17 protein-coding genes are annotated in these 17910 nt (G+C 70.0%); 15 read left to right on the forward strand and 2 right to left on the reverse strand.

The genetic code is table 11. The features are described 5' to 3' along the window. Positions 1–9: 9 nt before the first annotated feature. On the forward strand, positions 10–1020 hold the full coding sequence (locus AB0P41_RS16000; RefSeq protein WP_365932475.1) for an NADP-dependent oxidoreductase: 1011 nt from the start codon (positions 10–12) through the stop codon (positions 1018–1020). Positions 1021–1188: 168 nt separating this feature from the next. After that, positions 1189–1671 carry a nuclear transport factor 2 family protein gene (locus AB0P41_RS16005; protein ID WP_365932477.1) on the forward strand — a complete coding sequence of 161 codons (483 nt, stop codon included), beginning with the start codon at positions 1189–1191 and terminating at the stop codon, positions 1669–1671. 138 nt (positions 1672–1809) lie between these two features. Here AB0P41_RS16005 and AB0P41_RS16010 read toward each other — a convergent pair whose 3' ends face one another. After that, positions 1810–3627: a bifunctional metallophosphatase/5'-nucleotidase gene (locus AB0P41_RS16010; RefSeq protein ID WP_365932479.1), complete on the reverse strand. Its 1818-nt coding sequence runs from the start codon at positions 3625–3627 to the stop codon at positions 1810–1812. A gap of 181 nt (positions 3628–3808) precedes the next feature. Here AB0P41_RS16010 and AB0P41_RS16015 point away from each other — a divergent pair, with 181 nt between their 5' ends. From AB0P41_RS16015 to AB0P41_RS16075, 13 genes are all read left to right on the forward strand, one after another. Further along, complete coding sequence (locus AB0P41_RS16015; protein ID WP_365932481.1) at positions 3809–4870, forward strand: PDDEXK nuclease domain-containing protein; 1062 nt, start codon at positions 3809–3811, stop codon at positions 4868–4870. Positions 4871–4949: 79 nt separating this feature from the next. Beyond that, complete coding sequence (gene mshD, locus AB0P41_RS16020) at positions 4950–5873, forward strand: mycothiol synthase (protein WP_356708047.1); 924 nt, start codon at positions 4950–4952, stop codon at positions 5871–5873. A 92-nt stretch (positions 5874–5965) separates the two neighbouring features. Further along, on the forward strand, positions 5966–6376 hold the full coding sequence (locus tag AB0P41_RS16025; protein WP_356708048.1) for a GntR family transcriptional regulator: 411 nt from the start codon (positions 5966–5968) through the stop codon (positions 6374–6376). After that, a complete protein-coding gene (locus AB0P41_RS16030) occupies positions 6376–7275 on the forward strand; it encodes an ABC transporter ATP-binding protein (RefSeq protein ID WP_365932482.1) in 900 nt (299 codons plus the stop codon). The genes AB0P41_RS16025 and AB0P41_RS16030 overlap by 1 nt, the downstream gene beginning before the upstream one ends. Next, complete coding sequence (locus AB0P41_RS16035; RefSeq protein WP_365932484.1) at positions 7272–8255, forward strand: hypothetical protein; 984 nt, start codon at positions 7272–7274, stop codon at positions 8253–8255. The genes AB0P41_RS16030 and AB0P41_RS16035 overlap by 4 nt, the downstream gene beginning before the upstream one ends. Before the next feature lie 270 nt (positions 8256–8525). Continuing rightward, positions 8526–10772 carry an RNA degradosome polyphosphate kinase gene (locus AB0P41_RS16040; RefSeq protein ID WP_356708051.1) on the forward strand — a complete coding sequence of 749 codons (2247 nt, stop codon included), beginning with the start codon at positions 8526–8528 and terminating at the stop codon, positions 10770–10772. Next, the gene (locus AB0P41_RS16045; RefSeq protein ID WP_365932486.1) at positions 10759–11751 is read left to right on the forward strand and encodes a CHAD domain-containing protein; all 993 of its coding nucleotides are present in this window, start codon (positions 10759–10761) and stop codon (positions 11749–11751) included. The genes AB0P41_RS16040 and AB0P41_RS16045 overlap by 14 nt, the downstream gene beginning before the upstream one ends. Continuing rightward, positions 11748–12158: an NUDIX hydrolase gene (locus AB0P41_RS16050; protein ID WP_365932488.1), complete on the forward strand. Its 411-nt coding sequence runs from the start codon at positions 11748–11750 to the stop codon at positions 12156–12158. Before AB0P41_RS16045 ends, AB0P41_RS16050 begins: the two co-directional genes overlap by 4 nt. A gap of 326 nt (positions 12159–12484) precedes the next feature. Beyond that, positions 12485–13618 (forward strand): phosphate ABC transporter substrate-binding protein PstS, encoded by a 1134-nt coding sequence (pstS, locus tag AB0P41_RS16055; protein ID WP_365932490.1) that lies wholly within the window; start codon positions 12485–12487, stop codon positions 13616–13618. A 126-nt stretch (positions 13619–13744) separates the two neighbouring features. Beyond that, the gene (pstC, locus tag AB0P41_RS16060) at positions 13745–14737 is read left to right on the forward strand and encodes a phosphate ABC transporter permease subunit PstC (protein WP_356708055.1); all 993 of its coding nucleotides are present in this window, start codon (positions 13745–13747) and stop codon (positions 14735–14737) included. Continuing rightward, a complete protein-coding gene (pstA, locus tag AB0P41_RS16065) occupies positions 14734–15822 on the forward strand; it encodes a phosphate ABC transporter permease PstA (RefSeq protein ID WP_356708056.1) in 1089 nt (362 codons plus the stop codon). The genes pstC and pstA overlap by 4 nt, the downstream gene beginning before the upstream one ends. Before the next feature lie 27 nt (positions 15823–15849). Further along, the gene (pstB, locus tag AB0P41_RS16070) at positions 15850–16626 is read left to right on the forward strand and encodes a phosphate ABC transporter ATP-binding protein PstB (RefSeq protein WP_356708057.1); all 777 of its coding nucleotides are present in this window, start codon (positions 15850–15852) and stop codon (positions 16624–16626) included. 89 nt (positions 16627–16715) lie between these two features. Further along, on the forward strand, positions 16716–16871 hold the full coding sequence (locus AB0P41_RS16075; RefSeq protein ID WP_356708058.1) for a hypothetical protein: 156 nt from the start codon (positions 16716–16718) through the stop codon (positions 16869–16871). Between the two features lie 38 nt (positions 16872–16909). Here AB0P41_RS16075 and AB0P41_RS16080 read toward each other — a convergent pair whose 3' ends face one another. Continuing rightward, positions 16910–17908 (reverse strand): inorganic phosphate transporter, encoded by a 999-nt coding sequence (locus AB0P41_RS16080; RefSeq protein WP_205018016.1) that lies wholly within the window; start codon positions 17906–17908, stop codon positions 16910–16912. Between the last annotated feature and the right edge of the window lie 2 nt (positions 17909–17910).

Here is a 17910-nt window from a genome sequence, read left to right on the forward strand (position 1 = left end):
GAGAAAAAGATGCCGACCCACACGATGAGGGCAGTCCGGCTTCACGAGCACGGCGGCCCCGAAGTCCTGCGCCACGACGAGGTGCCGGTCCCCGAGGTGGGGCCGGGCGAGGTGCTCGTCCGCGTGCACGCGGTCGGCGTCAACCCTCCGGACTGGTACCTGCGCGACGGGATGTCCAACCTGCCGCCGGAGACGAGGCCGAAGTTCGACCTGCCCGTGATCCCGGGGACGGACCTGTCGGGCGTCGTCGAGGCCGTCGCCTCGGATGTGGACGGCTTCTCCGTCGGCGACGAGGTCTTCGGCCTCCTTCGCTTCCCCAGCTTCGACGGCAGCACATACGCCGAGTACGTGACCGCGCCCGCGTCGGACCTCGCACTCAAGCCGGCCGGCATCGACCACGTGCACGCCGCAGGGGCGCCCATGGCCGGGCTCACCGCGTGGCAGTTCCTGATCGAGCTCGGCCACGACCACCCCTCGCCCTTCCAGGCGGCGCGGCATCGCCCGGTGCCACTCGACGCCGACATGACGGTGCTCGTCAACGGCGCCGCGGGTGGGGTGGGGCACTTCGCGCTGCAACTGGCGAAATGGAAGGGCGCACACGTCATCGCGGTGGCATCGGGCGCGCATGAGACGTTCCTCCGCGAGCTCGGCGCCGACCAGTTCATCGACTACACCAAAGGTCGCCCCGAGGAACTCGTACACGACGTCGACGTCGTTCTCGATGCCGTCGGCGGCCCCGGAAGCAGGCGCTTCCTGCGCACGCTCAAGCGCGGTGGCTCCCAGTTCCCCGTGTTCTTCGGCGAGTTCGACGAGGAGGAGACCGCCAGGCTGGGCGTCACGGTCACGGGCACCCAGGTCCGCTCGAACGGCGCGCAGCTCGCCGAACTGGGACGCCTGCTCGACACGGGGGTGGTCCGCGTCGCGATCGACAGCACGTTTCCGCTGGCCGAGGCCCAGGCCGCGCACGAACGCGCTGCTCAGGGACACATCCAGGGCAAGATCGTACTCACGGTCGCTTAGGCACGAGCCGTTTCACCCACGCGCCCGGCGCCCGTACACAGGTACCCGTGGCCATCGCGCAGGCAGCACACTTCTCACGCCACGCTCCGCCCTCCAGCTCACGCCGGGCGACCGCCGGCGCTGTGCGCGCCCGGTCTTTCACCAACCACGCACGAACGAGGTTTCGGCATGACGACGACCGCGGCATTCGGCTGGGGAAACAGCCACCTCCTCACGACACCGGCGGGAGAGGTGGATCTCGACCCCGCAGGGCAGCTCGCCGTCCAGCAGACGCTGGCGCGCTATGCCTTCGCCCTGGATCACGGAGATCCGGTGGCATTGGAGGGCGTCCTCGCCGAGGACGCCACCTGGACGGCCTCGATCGCCGGTGAGGCCGAGCAGGGCCCGTTCATCGGACGCGCGGCGATCCTCGACCTGGTGCGGGAGGCAACGGAAGCACAGACCGAGCAGCGAAGGCACAACCTGGTCAACCTGGTCTTCCACCGCGCGGAGGCCGACACGGCAGTGGTGTGCGCCTACCTGATGCTGACGTCGAACGCGGGCGGGAGCCCGACCGTGATCGCTACCGGCTTCTACGCGTTCACGCTGCGACATGCCGAAGGCGAGTGGCGTATCGCGAAGGTGTTCGTCGGTCTGGACAATGCCGCGTGAAGGACAAGCGCCCCCGGTTGCATCCGGCAGCTTCATCACCCCCGGACCGGCCCGAACGAGCCGACGGCCCGCCACGTGGCGTGGCGGACCGTCGGTCTGCGGCCCCGTCCGAGCGGGCGAGGCCTTCACGTGGCGGAGTTACTGCACGATCGTGATCCGGTCCGTGGCCGGCGGGGCCAGCGGCGCGGCGACCGTGGAGTGCGCGGCCAGGTAGGTGTTGAACAGGTCCAGGTCGGACGGGCCGACCAGCTTGTTCGTGCCGGCGCCGAGGGCCGCGAAGCCGTCGCCGCCGCCCGCGAGGAACTCGTTCATCGCGACGCGGTACGTCTTCGCCGGGTCGATCGCCTCACCGTTCAGACGGATCGTGTCCGCGACCACCCGCTCGGCGCCCGACTTCGTCATGTCCAGCGTGTAGGTGAGGCCCTTCGAGACCTGGAGGATCTTCGGGGACGCCTCGTTGGAGCCGCTGACCTGCTGCTGGAGCGCGGTGACGAGTTGCGCGCCGGTCAGATCGACGACGTTCATCATGTTGGTGAACGGCTGGACGGTGAACGCCTCGCCGTACGTCACCACCCCGTCGCCCTCGCTGCCCGACGCCGCGTACACCAGGTCCGAGCGGATGCCGCCCGGATTCATGAACGCGACGACCGCGCCGCCCTTGTCGGCGGGGGCCAGGCCCTCCAGCTGGGCGTCGGCGATCAGGTTGCCCAGCGGCTTCTCCGGGGCCGTGGAGCCACGGCCGTCGATGTCGGCGGAGATGAAGCCCTGGGGGCGGCCGGCGATGGGTGCGGCGAGCGTGTTCCAGCGGGCGATCAGCGCCGTCATGTCGGTGGCCTTGGCCTGGTCCCGGCTGACGACGTGGTTGGCCGACTCCACCGACGTACGCACGATGTCCTTGGTGCGGCGGTCGTAGGTGAGGGTCGTGTCGGTGTAGACCTTGCCGAACGACGACGCCGAGGTGACCATGCGCGGCTTGCCCGAGGGGTCCGGGATCGTGCAGACGTACGCCTGGTGGGTGTGGCCCGTGACCAGGGCGTCGACCTTCGGCGTGATGCCCTTGGCGATGTCGGTGATCGGTCCGGAGATGCCGTCACCGGCGCCCGGGCTGTCGCAGTCGTAGTTGTACGAGGAGGAGGCCGGGGCCCCGCCCTCGTGGATCAGCGCGACGATGGACTTGACGCCCTGCCGGTCGAGCTCCTTGGCGTACTTGTTGACCGTCTCGATCTCGTCGTGGAACTTCAGGCCCTTGACGCCGTTGGCCGTGACGATGTTCGGCGTGCCCTCCAGGGTCACCCCGATGAAGCCGATCCTGACGCCGTTCTTCTTCCAGACCGTGTACGGCTTGAGGATCGGCTTCCCGGTCTTCTCGTCCGTCACGTTGGCCGCGAGGTACGGGAAGTCCGCCCCCTCGAACTTCTTGTCCTTCTCGTAACAGCCCTCGACGGGGTGGCAGCCGCCGTTCTGCAGACGGGCCAGCTCCGTGGCCCCCTCGTCGAACTCGTGGTTCCCCACGGCCGTCACATCGAGGTCGAGCCCGTTGAGCGCCTCGATGGTGGGCTCGTCGTGGAAGAGCCCCGAGAGCAGCGGGCTCGCGCCCACCATGTCGCCGCCGGCCGCCGTGACGGAGTACGGGTGGCCCTTGCGCGCGGTGCGCAGCGAGGTGGCGAGGTACTCGACGCCTCCGGCCGGGACCGACTTCACCGTGCCGTCGGCCTGCGTCTCACTGACCGTCCCGGCGGAGCCGGCCGGCGGCTCCAGGTTGCCGTGCAGGTCGTTGAAGGAGAGCAGCTGCACGTCGACGGTGCGGGACGGGTGGCCGTGGCCGTGGCCGTGCCCCCGGTCGTGGGCACCGGCCGGCATCGCGGCGACGAGCGCGCCGACGGTGGCCAGTCCGGCCGCGGCGGCGAGCACCCGCCGGGGTGCACGGTTCTTCTGCGGATGCGGAGTCGCTGACATCGGTCCCCTTCGAGTCTCTGGATCCTGCGAGCCGCAGCCTAGAGTCAACGCGCGTAGCGCGACAGATATCCGGGGTTACGAACTGGTTGCCGTGCCGCCGGAAAGGGGCCGATCACCCGTAGGGCGTACATATACGAGCAGAAACGTCACCGCGCGCGTACTTGCCGGAAGCATGTGCCACATGGACAACGAACTCATGGCCGAGGCGACGGTGCCGGCCCAGCAGCGGGGCGAACTTCCCGCCGGCTTCTACGAAATGGTCGACGACCTGAAGTCGATCGTGAGGGGCGCGCACATGCGCGCGCAGCTCAAGGTGAACACCGAGATGCTCCTGATGTACTGGGAGATCGGGCGGACGATTCTGGAGCGGCAGGGCGAGGAGCGGTGGGGGACGAAGGTCGTCGCACGGATCGCCACGGAGCTGCGGACCGAGTTCCCGAACCAGCGGGGGTTCAGTCACAGCAACGTCAAGTACATGCAGCAGATGGCTCGGACGTGGCCCGACCCAATTGGCCAACAAGCTGTTGGCCAATTGCCCTGGGGTCACATCGTCACCCTCATGAGCAAGTGCAAAACCCGCTTCGAGCTGGACTTCTACGCCCAGCACGCCGTCCACCACGGCTGGTCCCGGGACCGTCTCAGCACACACATCCGCAGCGGCCTCCACCTGGCTCAGGGCGCCGCTGCGAACAACTTCGGTGTCACGCTTCCCCAGGCGTCCGAGGCGGCCGAGCAGGCGTTCAAGGATCCGTACCGCCTGGACTTCACCCAGCTGTCGGACACCGCCGCCGAGCGCGACCTCGAGGAGGCGCTCGTCACCAGGATCGTGCAGTTCCTCACCGAGCTCGGCTTCGGGTTCGCCTTCGTCGGCCGGCAATACCCCCTCACCGTGGGCGATACGGAATTCCGCCTCGACCTGCTCTTCTACCACTTCAGGCTGCACCGCTTCGTGGTGGTCGAGCTGAAGACCACCAAGGCTCAGCCTTCCCACCTCGGACAGCTCGGCTTCTACGTCACCGCGGTGGACCGCCTCCTCCGCGACCCCGAGCGTGACGACCGGACACTCGGGATCCTCATCGCGGAGAGCAAGGACGAGACCGTCGTCGAATTCGCCCTCCAGTCGCAGAACGAGCCACTCGCGGTCAGCACGTACGCGGCCCTTCCCTCACGCGTACGGGAGCTGATGCCCAGCTCGGACGACCTCTCCCGCATCGCCAAGGAGGTCCTGCACCGGAAGGGGTGAGAGGGCGCGGGAAGGCGTCCGGACGGACCGCGCGGCAACGTACCCCGGCCTCCCGCCCCCGCGCCGTAGGCTCGTACCCATGACGACTGACGTACCCCTCCCCTCCCCCGGGCGCGAGATCGAGACGCTCGACGCGCTCACCGCCGAACAGGCCCAGGCGGTGTCCGCCCTCCTCGACGAGGCCGCGGAGGCCGACGGACGGCAGGCGGTCTCGGAGCAGGGGCGGTTGCAGCTGAGGGGCGGGCATCGGGAGGGCGTCCGGCACCTCCTGCTCACCGTCGACGGCGTGCTCGCCGGATACGCGCAGTTGGAGGACGCCGACCCCGTCGAGGCCCCCGCAGCCGAACTCGTCGTCCACCCCTCCCACCGCGGACGCGGACACGGTCGCGCCCTGGGCGCCGCGCTCCTCGCCGCGACCGGGAAGCGGCTGCGCGTCTGGGCGCACGGCGGCAAGTCGGCCGCCCGGCATCTCGCCCAGGTGCTGGGGCTCTCCCTCTTCCGTGAACTGCGCCAGCTGCGCCGCTCCTTGACCGACCTCGACATCGCCGAGCCGGTGCTTCCGCCGGGCGTCACCGTCCGCACCTTCGTCCCGGGGCAGGACGACGCGGCCTGGCTCGCCGTCAACAGGGCCGCCTTCGCCCACCACCCCGAGCAGGGCTCCCTCACCCAGCGCGACCTGGACGACCGCAAGGCCGAGCCGTGGTTCGACCCCGAGGGCTTCTTCCTGGCCGAGCGCGACGGCGGGATCATCGGCTTCCACTGGACGAAGGTGCACGCCGAGGACGAGCTCGGCGAGGTCTACGTCGTCGGCGTCCTCCCCGACGCTCAGGGCGGCGGGCTCGGCAAGGCGCTCACCGCCATCGGGCTGCGGCACCTGGCCTCCCGGGGGCTGCCGACGGCGATGCTCTACGTGGACGCCGACAACCCGGCCGCCCTGTCGGTGTACGAGCGGATGGGCTTCGCCACGCACGAGGTCGACCTGATGTACCGCACGGAGTCCTGACCAGGCACAACCACCCCAGGGGCGGCGTCATTTGACTCCGCCCCCGCTTTACGCCACCCTTTCACTACTCAATTAGTGAAAGGGTGGTGCAGATGGCAGGATCCGCAGCGGTCGAGTTCCGCATCGACCGGCGCAGCGGCGTCGCCACCTATCTGCAGATCGTGCAGCAGGCCAAGCAGGCGCTCCGCCTCGGTGTGCTGGAGCCGGGCGACCGGCTGCCGACGGCCCGTGAGGTCGTCGAGGCCACGGCGATCAATCCGAACACCGTGCTCAAGGCCTACCGCGAGCTGGAACGCGAAGGCCTCGTCGAGGCCCGCCGCGGCCTCGGCACCTTCGTCCGCCGCACCCTGGGCAGCGCCGCGGTCACCACCGACGCGCCCCTGCGCGCCGAACTCACCGCCTGGACCCGCAGGGCCCGCGCCGCGGGACTGGACAAGGACGACGTGAGCGCGCTCTTCACCGACGTACTGGACAGCACATTCGACAAGGGGGACCAGCACTGATGACAGGTGCCGCGATCGAGGCGAGCGGCCTCGGTATGACGTACGGACGGAAGCGGGGGTGGGCCCTGCGCGACTGTTCGTTCCGGCTGCCCGCAGGACGGGTCTGCGCCCTCGTCGGGCCCAACGGAGCCGGGAAGTCCACGCTGCTCGCCCTCGCCGCCGGGCTGCTGCGGCCCACCGAGGGGTCGGTGAGTGTGCTCGGCTCCGCCCCCGCCGAGGCCCGGCCCCGCATCGCCTACGTCTCCCAGGACAAGCCGCTGTACCCCCAGCTCACCGTGGCCGACACCCTCTGGGCGGGCCAGGAGCTCAACCCCGCCACCTGGGACCGCGCGGCCGCCGACCGGGTCGCCGGAAAGCTCCCGCAGGACGCGAAGGTCCGGTCCCTCTCCGGCGGCCAGCGGACCCGGCTCGCCCTCGCCCTCGCGCTGGGCAAGCGGCCCGAACTGATGCTGCTGGACGAGCCGATGGCCGACCTCGACCCGCTCGCCCGGCACGAGCTGATGGGCCTCCTGATGGTCGAGGCCGCCGAGAACGCCACCACCATCGTGATGTCCTCGCACATCCTCACCGAGCTCGAAGGCTCCTGCGACTACCTCCTGTTCGTCGACGGCGGCCGGGTCCGGCTCGGCGGCGAGAGCGAGGACATCACCGCCGCGCACGCCCTGGTCACCGGCCGGGCCCGCGACCTCGCCCCGCACACCGTCGTCGAATCGCGCACGACGGGACGTCAGCTCACCGCACTCGTACGCAAGGAGGGTCCGTTGGACCCCGCCGACTGGGACGTCACGCAGCCCTCCCTGGAGGAGCTGCTGCTCGCCCACCTCCGCTCCCCGGAGGCACCGCCGCTGCTCACCCCCAGCGCCTCCAACGAACCGGCCCGGACGGTGACAGCGGCATGAGCACCCTCACCCCCCTGCGCGGCCCCGCCCGCGTCGTCGTACGCCAGCACCGCATCACCCTGCGTGTCGCGGGGCTCCTCGCCCTGGCGGGAGCCGTCGCCCTCATCGGCTTCGCCCTGTGGGCGTCCCACGTCATCGACAGCTTCGAGGCCGGTTCCTGCGAGGCATCGGGCCTCTCGGGCCCCGCGTGCGACCAGCGGATCGTGGACTTCAGCGGGTCGATGTCCTTCTTCCAACGCGGGCTCACGTACGCCGGGCTGGTCCTGACGGTTCTGCCCGGGATCGTGAGCGCGTTCGTCGCCGGCCCTCTGATCGCCCGGGAGCTGGAGAGCGGCACCTACCGAGTGGCCTGGACCCAGTCCGTCACACCCACCCGCTGGCTGGTGGCCAAGCTCGCCGTGCCCACCGTGTTCCTCGTCGCCGGCGTGACGGTGCTGTCCGCCGTCCTCGCCTGGGCACAGACACGGACGGCCACCGACTACACGGTCGACTGGTTCGACGCCCCCCTCTTCGGCGCGACCGCCCCCGTGGTCATCGGCTACACCCTGCTCGGCGTCGCCGTCGGCGCGCTCACGGGCCTGCTGGTGCGCCGCATCGTGGCCGCGATGGCGGTGGCCGTCGTCGTCACCGGCGCGGTGATGGTCGCGCTCGCGACCCTGCGGAGCAGTCTCTGGCCCCTGCGGACCACGATCGGCACGACCGAAGGACGCCTGGACATCCCCATCGAGTCCTGGGTGGTCGACCTCGGCCTCGTCACCACGGACGGCGACCGGCTGCCCACGGACGTGTGCTGGCGGAACGCGAGCGAGGCTCAGACGGCCCGCTGCATGGCCGAGCGTGACATCACCGGCTGGTTCGTCGACCACCACCCGCCCTCCCACCTCTGGCCCCTCCAGTTCGTCGAGACGGGCATCGTGCTCGTCCTCGCCGCCCTGGCCGTCGCCGGCGCGTTCCGCGTCCTGCGCCGCCGCACCGCCTGAGAACCCTCTCCTGCCCGGGCCCCGGGGGGAGCCCGGGCGGGAGGTTCACCTACGGTGAGAAGGGGTCGGCACCCGCAGTCACACCGCTTCCTGTACGTCATGTCACCGTTACCGGCCATTCAGACAGCCTTGCGACCCTCACGGGATGCAGCCAGCTGTGCCCACCCCCGCAACGGGAGCGGCCCCGGTCCAGGGGCCACTTCCGCTCCTTCCGCGATCTTTCCGGGCTCCGACGCGCCTGAGGAGCCGAACGCGCGGAAGAATAGGTCCATGAGCCAGCAGCCCAGCTCCGAGGTCCCGGTCCAGCCCGCCCAGCCGTCGGTCGGCTCCCTCGCCGCCCACCGGCCCCACGCCGTCGCGGGCTCGGTGCCCGCAGGTCTGTCCACAGCCGCCGACCTCGACCCCGATCTGGACAACGACCCGGACGCGTACGAGCCCGAGGGCGACGGCGACGAGCTGCCCCAGGGACGGTTCCTCGACCGGGAACGCAGTTGGCTCGCGTTCAACGAACGCGTACTGGAACTCGCCGAGGACCCCGCCACACCGCTACTCGAACGGGCTAATTTCCTCGCGATCTTCGCCTCGAACCTGGACGAGTTCTTCATGGTCCGGGTCGCCGGCCTCAAGCGCCGTATCGCGACCGGTGTCGCCACCCGCTCCGCGTCCGGGCTGCAGCCCCGCGAGGTCCTCGACCTGATCTGGACCCGCTCCCGCGAGCTCATGGCCCGGCACGCCGCCTGCTACCAGCAGGACATCGCGCCGGCCCTGTCCGACGAGGGCATCCAGCTCGTCCGCTGGCCCGAGCTGACCGAGAAGGAACAGGCCCGCCTCTTCACCTTCTTCCGGCAGCGGGTCTTCCCCGTGCTGACACCACTGGCCGTGGACCCCGCGCACCCGTTCCCGTACATCTCCGGGCTCTCGCTGAACCTCGCCGTCGTCGTGCGCAACCCGGTCAGCGGCCACCGCCACTTCGCCCGTGTCAAGGTGCCGCCGCTGCTCACCCGCTTCCTGGAGGCGTCCCCGCAGCGCTACGTCCCGATAGAGGACATCATCGCGGCCCACCTCGAAGAGCTCTTCCCCGGCATGGAGGTCCTCGCCCACCACATGTTCCGGGTCACCAGGAACGAGGACCTGGAGGTCGAGGAGGACGACGCCGAGAATCTGCTCCAGGCCCTGGAGAAGGAGCTCATGCGGCGCCGCTTCGGCCCGCCGGTCCGCCTGGAGGTCGAGGAGTCCATCGACCCGTACGTCCTGGACCTGCTCGTGCGCGAGCTGAAGATCTCCGAGACCGAGCTCTATCCGCTGCCGGGCCCGCTCGACCTGACCGGACTGTTCGGCATCGCGTCGCTGGACCGGCCCGAGCTGAAGTACCCCAAGTTCGTCGCCGGCACCCACCGCGACCTCGCCGAGGTCGAGTCCGCCTCCGCGCCCGACATATTCGCCGCCCTGCGCGAACGCGACGTGCTGCTGCACCACCCCTACGACTCCTTCTCCACCTCCGTCCAGGCCTTCCTGGAGCAGGCGGCGGGCGATCCGGACGTCCTCGCGATCAAGCAGACCCTGTACCGGACCTCGGGCGACTCGCCGATAGTGGACGCCCTGATCGACGCGGCCGAGTCCGGCAAGCAGGTCCTCGTCCTCGTCGAGATCAAGGCACGCTTCGACGAGCAGGCCAACATCAAGTGGGCCCGCAAGCTGGAGGAGTCCGGCTGCCACGTCGTCTACGGCCTCGTCGGCCTCAAGACCCACTGCAAGCTCTCGCTCGTCGTGCGCCAGGAGGGCGACACGCTGCGCCGCTACTCCCACGTCGGCACCGGCAACTACCACCCCAAGACGGCCCGGCTCTACGAGGACCTCGGCCTGCTGACCGCGGACCCGCAGGTCGGCGCGGACCTCTCCGACCTCTTCAACCGGCTCTCCGGCTACTCCCGCCGCGAGACCTACCGCCGGCTGCTGGTCGCCCCCAAGTCCCTGCGTGACGGCCTGATCGCCCGGATCAACAAGGAGATCACCCACCAGCGCGCCGGACGCCTCGCCTATGTACGCATCAAGGTCAACTCGATGGTCGACGAAGCGGTCATCGACGCCTGCTACCGGGCGGGACAGGCCGGTGTACCGGTCGACATATGGGTGCGCGGCATCTGCGCGATCCGCCCCGGCGTGACCGGACTCTCCGAGAACATCCGGGTCCGCTCGATACTCGGCCGCTTCCTCGAACACTCCCGGCTCTTCGCCTTCGGCAACGGCGGCGAACCCGAAGTGTGGTTCGGCAGCGCCGACATGATGCACCGTAACCTCGACCGCCGGATCGAAGCACTGGTCCGCGTCACCGACCCCGCGCATCGCGCCGCCCTCAGCAGGCTCCTGGAAACAGGCATGTCCGACACCACCTCCTCCTGGCACCTGGGCCCCGACGGAAACTGGACCCGGCACTCCACGGACGCGGACGGACAGCCGCTGCGGCACGTACAAGAGATGCTCATTGACGCCCGGAGGCGCCGGCGTGCGACGCCCTGACCACCAGACGACGACCCTCTCCGCGGAGGCGGTCCTCGCGCCCTACCTGCGCGAACAGGCCGCCTGCTTCCTACGGGGGCTGCGGCTGCACCACGAGCACAGCGCCCCCGCGGACGCCGGCACGCAGACCGCCGACGAGGCCGCCCGCGCGCTGCGCCACGCTGCGCGCCGGATCAGCGGCACGCTGCACACCTTCCGGTGTGCGCTCGACCCGGCCTGGGCCGACCAGCTCCGCGCCGAGCTGGCCTGGCTCTCCGGCACCCTGGCCCGCGAACACGCGTACGCCACCCGGCTCGGCCGGCTCCTGGAGGCGCTGCACCAGCTCTCCGGCGCCTCGCTCCCGGCGGCCCGGCCCGCCTCGGGCGAGGGGCCGGACGGCAGCGACAAGGAACGGGCGGCGCTCGGTGTGGGCGCGGCCCGGGCCGGAGCGCTCCTGGAGCGCCGGCTGACCCTCGCCAGGACCCGCGCCCACTCGGCGGCGCTCCAGGCCATGGGCTCCTCCCGCTTCCACGCCGTCGCCGACGCCGTCGCGCTGCTCGCCTCGGACGTCCCCCTGTCGGCCTCGGCGGCGGAGCCCGCCGACGAGGTGCTGCGCGCACCGGCCGAGCTGGCCGAACAGCGGATGCTGGACGCGGTGGCCGCGCTCCCGCCCGACGAGGCGGTGGAGCCGTACAACGAGGCCCACGACGCCCTCTGGTACCAGGCGCGCCTGCTGCTGCGGCTCCACCGGTACGCGCACGAGATGCTGCGGGGCGTCCCCGATCCGGCGCTCGCCGGGCCGGGACACGCACTGGACCTGCACCGGGACGCGGCAGAGGCCGCCGCGGCCGCCGCGGCGGCGGCACGCACCCCGCGCATCGCCCCCGCGACGGCGTACGCCCTGGGCGTGCTCCACGCCGACCAGCGGCACGAGGTGGAGGCGGCACGCGCCGTGTTCCGTGAGGCATGGCCGTACGCGGCGGCCGTGACCGCGCCATGAGCGACACGCCGGTCCTGGCCGCGGGGTGCGTGCTGTGGCGCCGCGCCCCGGGCGGCGGCCTGGAGATCTGCCTGGTCCACCGGCCCCGTTACGACGACTGGTCCTTCCCCAAGGGCAAGCTGAAGCGCGGCGAGACACCCCTGGAGGCCGCCCTGCGCGAGGTCCTGGAGGAGACGGGCCACCACTGCGCGCCGGGCACGGCCCTGCCCACCGCCCGGTACCTGGCGAACGGGCGCCCCAAGGAGGTCAGCTACTGGGCGGCGGAGGCGGTGGACGGCGCTTTCGAGCCGAACGACGAGGTCGACCGGCTGGCGTGGCTCGCCCCCGGCGCGGCCCGTGCCCGCCTGAGCCGCCCCGGCGACCGCGTCCAGCTGGACGCCTTCCTGGACAGCGCCCCGCAGGTCTGAGGTCCTCGCCGGCCGGCCGCCCCGTCCTGCCCCGCAGGTCGGAGGGCCGCGCCGGCCTGCCCTGCCGACCCGCCGCCGGACCGCCGGACCGCGCATACGCCCCCGCCGGGCCCGCCGGCCACTCCTTCCGGCCACTCCGCCGCGCGGCGGAACCAGCCCGCCCGACACGGTTCACCTGCCGTTCACTCTCCCCCGCAGACCGCTTCACCTGTTCTGCCTAATTTCGGACGTACAAGGTGCACGGCGCCAAGCCGCCGCACCGATCCTCATCGCACGCCGCCTCGTCCCCACCAGCCGCGGCGGCTCCTGGAAGGAACACCCCGAAAGTGAAGCTTCAGCGCAAGAACCGGCTTCGTGCCACCGCGCTCGGTGCCCTCGCCGTCTCCGGCGCCCTGGTCCTCACGGCGTGCGGTTCGGATGACAACACCGGCGCCGACGCTGACGGCGGCAAGACCAGCGCCGCCGCGTCGAACATCAAGTGCGACGGCGCCGAGGGCCAGCTGCGCGCTTCCGGGTCCAGCGCCCAGAAGAACGCGATGGACCTCTGGGTCAAGAACTACATGGCCGCCTGCTCCGGCGTGGAGATCAACTACGCCTCCTCGTCCTCCGGCGAGGGCATCGTCGCGTTCAACCAGGGCACCGTCGGCTTCGCCGGCTCGGACTCGGCCCTGAAGCCCGACGAGGTCGCCGACTCGAAGAAGATCTGCAAGACCGGCCAGGGCATCAACCTCCCGATGGTCGGCGGACCGGTCGCGATCGGCTTCCACCTCGACGGTGTCGACAAGCTCACGCTGGACGCCTCCACGATCGCCCAGATCTTCGACACCAAGATCACGAAGTGGAACGACAAGGCGATCGCCGCGCTCAACGAGGGCGTCGACCTCCCGGACAAGGCCATCCAGCCCTACCACCGCTCCGAGGACTCCGGCACCACGCAGAACCTCGGCAAGTACCTGAACGCCGCGGCCCCGAGCGACTGGAAGTACGAGGCCGAGAAGAAGTGGCCCGCCCCCGGTGGCCAGGCCGCCTCCGGCTCCTCCGGCATCGCCAGCCAGGTGAAGTCCGTCGACGGCTCCATCGGCTACTTCGAGCTGTCGTACGCCAAGTCGCAGGACATCACCACCGTCGACATCAACACCGGTGGCGCCAACCCGGTCGAGGCCACCTCGGAGAACGCCTCCAAGGCCATCGCCGCCGCCAAGGTCAAGGGCACCGGCAAGGACCTGGCGCTCGACCTCGACTACACCACCAAGGCCGAGGGCGCCTACCCGCTGGTCCTCGTGACGTACGAGGTCGTCTGCGACACCGGTAACAAGGCCGACACCCTCGGCACCGTCAAGTCCTTCCTGACCTACACCGCCTCCGCGGACGGCCAGAAGGTCCTCACCGACGCCGGCTACGCCCCGATCCCCGAGGCGATCAACGCCAAGGTCCGCGAGACGGTCGCCGGCCTGAAGTAACGCACGACGCGCACGCACAGGCGGGCCGGTCCGGCGCACCCCTCCGGACCGGCCCCCACCGCCCGACCCATCCGGTGCACCGCCGCCAGGGGAGCCAGCCGCTCCCCCACACAGACCGGAAAGACCATGGCTTCCACGACACCGCTCGACATCCCACCGGCTCCGCCGGAAACACGCGACCGCCCCAAATCCACCGGGCGCGCAGGCGACAAGATCTTCCTGGGCCTCTCACGCGGCTCAGGCATTCTGCTGCTCGTGCTCATGGCGTCGATCGCCGTGTTCCTCAGCTACCGCGCCTACCTCGCCATATCGAAGGACGAGGGCAACTTCCTCACCACCTTCGACTGGAACCCGTCCGGTGACCCGCCGGTCTTCGGCATCGCGGTCCTGCTCTTCGGCACGGTCGTCAGCTCGATCATCGCGATGGTCATCGCGGTTCCGATCGCTGTCGGCATCGCCCTCTTCATCTCGCACTACGCGCCGCGCAAGCTGGCCGCCCCCCTCGCCTACGTGATCGACCTGCTCGCCGCGGTGCCCAGCATCGTCTACGGCATCTGGGGCGCTCTCGTCCTCGTCCCGTACCTGGAGGGCCTGAACCTCTGGCTCGACCAGTTCTTCGGCTGGACGTACATCTTCGAGAAGACCGAGATCGGTGTCGCCCGCTCGCTCTTCACCGTCGGCATCCTGCTCGCGATCATGATCCTGCCGATCGTGACCAGCGTCAGCCGCGAGGTCTTCCTCCAGGTCCCGAAGATGAACGAGGAAGCGGCGCTCGCCCTCGGCGCCACCCGCTGGGAGGTCATCCGCCTCTCGGTGCTGCCCTTCGGCCGCTCCGGCATCATCTCGGCCTCGATGCTCGGCCTGGGCCGTGCGCTCGGCGAGACGATGGCCGTCGCCACGGTCCTGTCGCCGAGCTTCCTCATCTCGATGCACCTGCTCAATCCGGGCGGCGGAACCTTCGCCCAGAACATCGCGGCCAAGTTCGGTGAGGCCAACCCCCTCGGACGTGACGCCCTGATCGCCTCGGGCCTCGTCCTCTTCGTCCTCACCCTGCTGGTCAACGGCGCGGCCCGGCTCATCATCGCCCGCCGCAAGGAGTACTCGGGGGCCAACGCATGAGCAACGCCACCACCACCGGCATCCAGGACAACCGTCCGCGGATCGCACCGGAACCAGGCAAGGGCGGCCTCAGCAGCCGCGCCCTCCCCCGCTGGTCCCCGATCGGCTTCGCCGCCGTCGCGATCGCGCTCGGCGTGGGGATCTCCCTCGCAGCCGGCTGGCACAGCCGCATCCAGTGGGGCCTGATCTCCGCCCTGCTCTTCCTGGCCCTCTCGTACGTCGCGACGACCGTGGTCGAGAACCAGCGCCAGGCCAAGGACCGCCTCGCCACCAGCATCGTGTGGGTGTGCTTCCTCATCGCGATCGTCCCGCTCGCCTCACTGCTCTGGACCACGATCGTCCGCGGCTCCGAGCGTCTCGACGGCTACTTCCTCACCCACTCGATGGCCGGTGTCCTCGGTCCCGAGGCCAGCGGCGGTGTCTACCACGCGCTGATCGGCACCCTGGAGCAGGTCGGGATCGCCACGGTGATCGCCGCCCCGATCGGACTGCTGACCGCGGTCTACCTGGTCGAGTACGGCAAGGGCGCGCTCGCCAAGGCCGTCACCTTCTTCGTCGACGTCATGACGGGCATCCCGTCCATCGTGGCCGGTCTCTTCATCCTGTCGATCATGCTGATGGCGGGCATCGAACCGTCCGGTCTCATGGGCGCGCTGGCCCTGACGATCCTGATGATCCCCGTCGTGGTCCGCTCCACCGAGGAGATGCTCAAGCTCGTCCCCAACGAGCTCCGCGAGGCCTCCCTCGCCCTGGGCATCCCGAAGTGGCGCACCATCCTGAAGGTGGTTCTGCCCACCGCGATCGGCGGCATCACGACGGGCGTCATGCTCGCCATCGCCCGTATCGCCGGAGAGACCGCGCCGATCATCCTGCTGGTCTTCGGCAGTCAGCTGATCAACACCAACCCCTTCGAAGGCGCCCAGTCCTCGCTGCCGTTCTACATCTACGAGCAGTACAAGGTGGGTGAGGCCGCGTCCTTCGACCGCGCCTGGGCCGCCGCACTGGTGCTGATCGCCTTCGTCATGATCCTCAATCTGGTGGCCCGCGGCATCGCCCGCTGGAAGGCCCCGAAGACCGGCCGCTGAGGCCACGCAGAAAGCAGTTGATTCCACATGGCCAAGCGCATCGACATCGGCGGACTCTCCGCCTTCTACGGCTCCCACAAGGCCATCGAGGACATCTCGATGACGGTGGAGCCCCGCTCCGTGACCGCCTTCATCGGCCCGTCCGGCTGCGGTAAGTCCACCTTCCTGCGCACCCTGAACCGCATGCACGAGGTCACCCCCGGTGGCCGCGTCGAGGGCAAGGTGCTGCTGGACGACGAGAACCTGTACGGCTCCGGCGTCGACCCCGTCACCGTGCGCCGCACGGTGGGCATGGTCTTCCAGCGCCCGAACCCCTTCCCGACCATGTCGATCTTCGACAACGTCGCGGCGGGCCTGCGGCTGAACGGCTCGTACCGCAAGAGCGAGCTGTCGGACATCGTCGAGAGGTCCCTCAAGGGCGCCAACCTCTGGAACGAGGTCAAGGACCGCCTGAACAAGCCGGGCTCCGGGCTCTCCGGCGGTCAGCAGCAGCGCCTGTGCATCGCCCGCGCGATCGCGGTCGAGCCGGACGTGCTGCTGATGGACGAGCCGTGCTCGGCGCTCGACCCGATCTCCACCCTCGCCATCGAGGACCTGATCGGCGAGCTGAAGGAGCGCTTCACGATCGTCATCGTGACGCACAACATGCAGCAGGCGGCACGCGTCTCGGACCGTACGGCGTTCTTCAACCTCTCGGCGGTGGGCAAGCCCGGCCGGCTGATCGAGATCGACGAGACGGAGCGGATCTTCTCCAACCCGTCGGTCCAGGCGACCGAGGACTACATCTCGGGCCGCTTCGGATAACCACAGACGGCCTTGGGGTGCTGCATGGCGGTGCCACCACAAGGCGAAGGGCCCGCCCCCGCTCTCCACAGGAGAGCAGGGGCGGACCCATGAGCACCAAGACGGGCCCAATCAAGCCCAACCCGGCAAAAGCAAGCCCGCCCGGCGAACTCAAGCTCAGCCAGCCCGCACAATCAAGCCCAACCCGGCAAAACCAAGCCCGCCCGGCGATTGAGGGCATCCTTTTGAGCCCGTCCGGCGATTGAGGACATCTTTTCAAGCCCGTCCGGCGCTTGAGGACACCTCACCCGAAGAGCAGCACAACAACCCCGTAGCTGAGCGCCGCCACCAACGCCGCAGCCGGCATGGTGATGAACCACCCCAGGATGATGTTCTTGGCCACCCCCCACCGCACGGCGTTCACCCGCTTCGTGGCGCCGACACCCATGATCGCCGAGGTGATCACATGAGTCGTGGAGATCGGTGCGTGGAAGAGGAACGCCGAGCCGAACATGATCGACGCCCCCGTCGTCTCCGCGGCGAAGCCCTGCGGCGGGTCCAGCTCGATGATCTTGCGGCCGAGCGTACGCATGATGCGCCAGCCGCCCGCGTACGTCCCGAGGGACAGCATCGCCGCACAGGCGATCTTCACCCAGACCGGGATCTCGTCGTTCGGGCCCTCGACATCGGCGATGACCAGTGCCATCACCACGATGCCCATCGTCTTCTGGGCGTCCTGCAGACCGTGTCCGAGCGCCATGCCCGCAGCCGAGACCGTCTGCGCGATCCGGAAGCCGCGCTTGGCCTTGTGGGGGTTGGTCTTCCGGAATATCCACATGATCCCGACCATCACCAGATAGCCGACGACCAGGCCTATGACCGGCGACAGGAACATCGGGATGACGATCTTGGACAGCACGCCGTCCCAGTGCACCATCGTCCCGCCGGCCAGCGCCGCGCCGACCATGCCGCCGAACAGGGCGTGCGAGGACGACGACGGCAGACCGTAGTACCAGGTGACGAGGTTCCATATGATCGCGCCGACCAGCGCCGCGAAGAGGATGCCCATCCCCTTCTGGCCCTCGGGCGTGGCGATCAGACCTTCGCTGACGGTCTTGGCGACCCCCTGGCCCAGGAAGGCACCTGCGAGGTTCATCACAGCGGCCATCGCCAGAGCCGCACGCGGGGTCAGCGCCCGGGTGGAGACCGAGGTGGCGATGGCGTTCGCCGAGTCGTGGAAGCCGTTCGTATACGTGAAGCCGAGCGCGACACCGATGGTCACGATCAGCGCAAAGGTGTCCACGA

This window comes from Streptomyces sp. NPDC079167, from assembly GCF_040686735.1.
Taxonomy (GTDB): Bacteria; Actinomycetota; Actinomycetes; order Streptomycetales; family Streptomycetaceae; genus Streptomyces.

Bases quoted from the DNA above. Each gene is read 5' to 3' on its own strand.
- AB0P41_RS16000 (WP_365932475.1), top strand. From the start codon at position 10: ATGCCGACCCACACGATGAGGGCAGTCCGGCTTCACGAGCACGGCGGC.
- AB0P41_RS16005 (WP_365932477.1), top strand. From the start codon at position 1,189: ATGACGACGACCGCGGCATTCGGCTGGGGAAACAGCCACCTCCTCACG.
- AB0P41_RS16010 (WP_365932479.1), bottom strand. From the start codon at position 3,627: ATGTCAGCGACTCCGCATCCGCAGAAGAACCGTGCACCCCGGCGGGTG.
- AB0P41_RS16015 (WP_365932481.1), top strand. From the start codon at position 3,809: ATGGACAACGAACTCATGGCCGAGGCGACGGTGCCGGCCCAGCAGCGG.
- mshD (WP_356708047.1), top strand. From the start codon at position 4,950: ATGACGACTGACGTACCCCTCCCCTCCCCCGGGCGCGAGATCGAGACG.
- AB0P41_RS16025 (WP_356708048.1), top strand. From the start codon at position 5,966: ATGGCAGGATCCGCAGCGGTCGAGTTCCGCATCGACCGGCGCAGCGGC.
- AB0P41_RS16030 (WP_365932482.1), top strand. From the start codon at position 6,376: ATGACAGGTGCCGCGATCGAGGCGAGCGGCCTCGGTATGACGTACGGA.
- AB0P41_RS16035 (WP_365932484.1), top strand. From the start codon at position 7,272: ATGAGCACCCTCACCCCCCTGCGCGGCCCCGCCCGCGTCGTCGTACGC.
- AB0P41_RS16040 (WP_356708051.1), top strand. From the start codon at position 8,526: ATGAGCCAGCAGCCCAGCTCCGAGGTCCCGGTCCAGCCCGCCCAGCCG.
- AB0P41_RS16050 (WP_365932488.1), top strand. From the start codon at position 11,748: ATGAGCGACACGCCGGTCCTGGCCGCGGGGTGCGTGCTGTGGCGCCGC.
- pstC (WP_356708055.1), top strand. From the start codon at position 13,745: ATGGCTTCCACGACACCGCTCGACATCCCACCGGCTCCGCCGGAAACA.
- pstA (WP_356708056.1), top strand. From the start codon at position 14,734: ATGAGCAACGCCACCACCACCGGCATCCAGGACAACCGTCCGCGGATC.
- pstB (WP_356708057.1), top strand. From the start codon at position 15,850: ATGGCCAAGCGCATCGACATCGGCGGACTCTCCGCCTTCTACGGCTCC.
- AB0P41_RS16075 (WP_356708058.1), top strand. From the start codon at position 16,716: ATGAGCACCAAGACGGGCCCAATCAAGCCCAACCCGGCAAAAGCAAGC.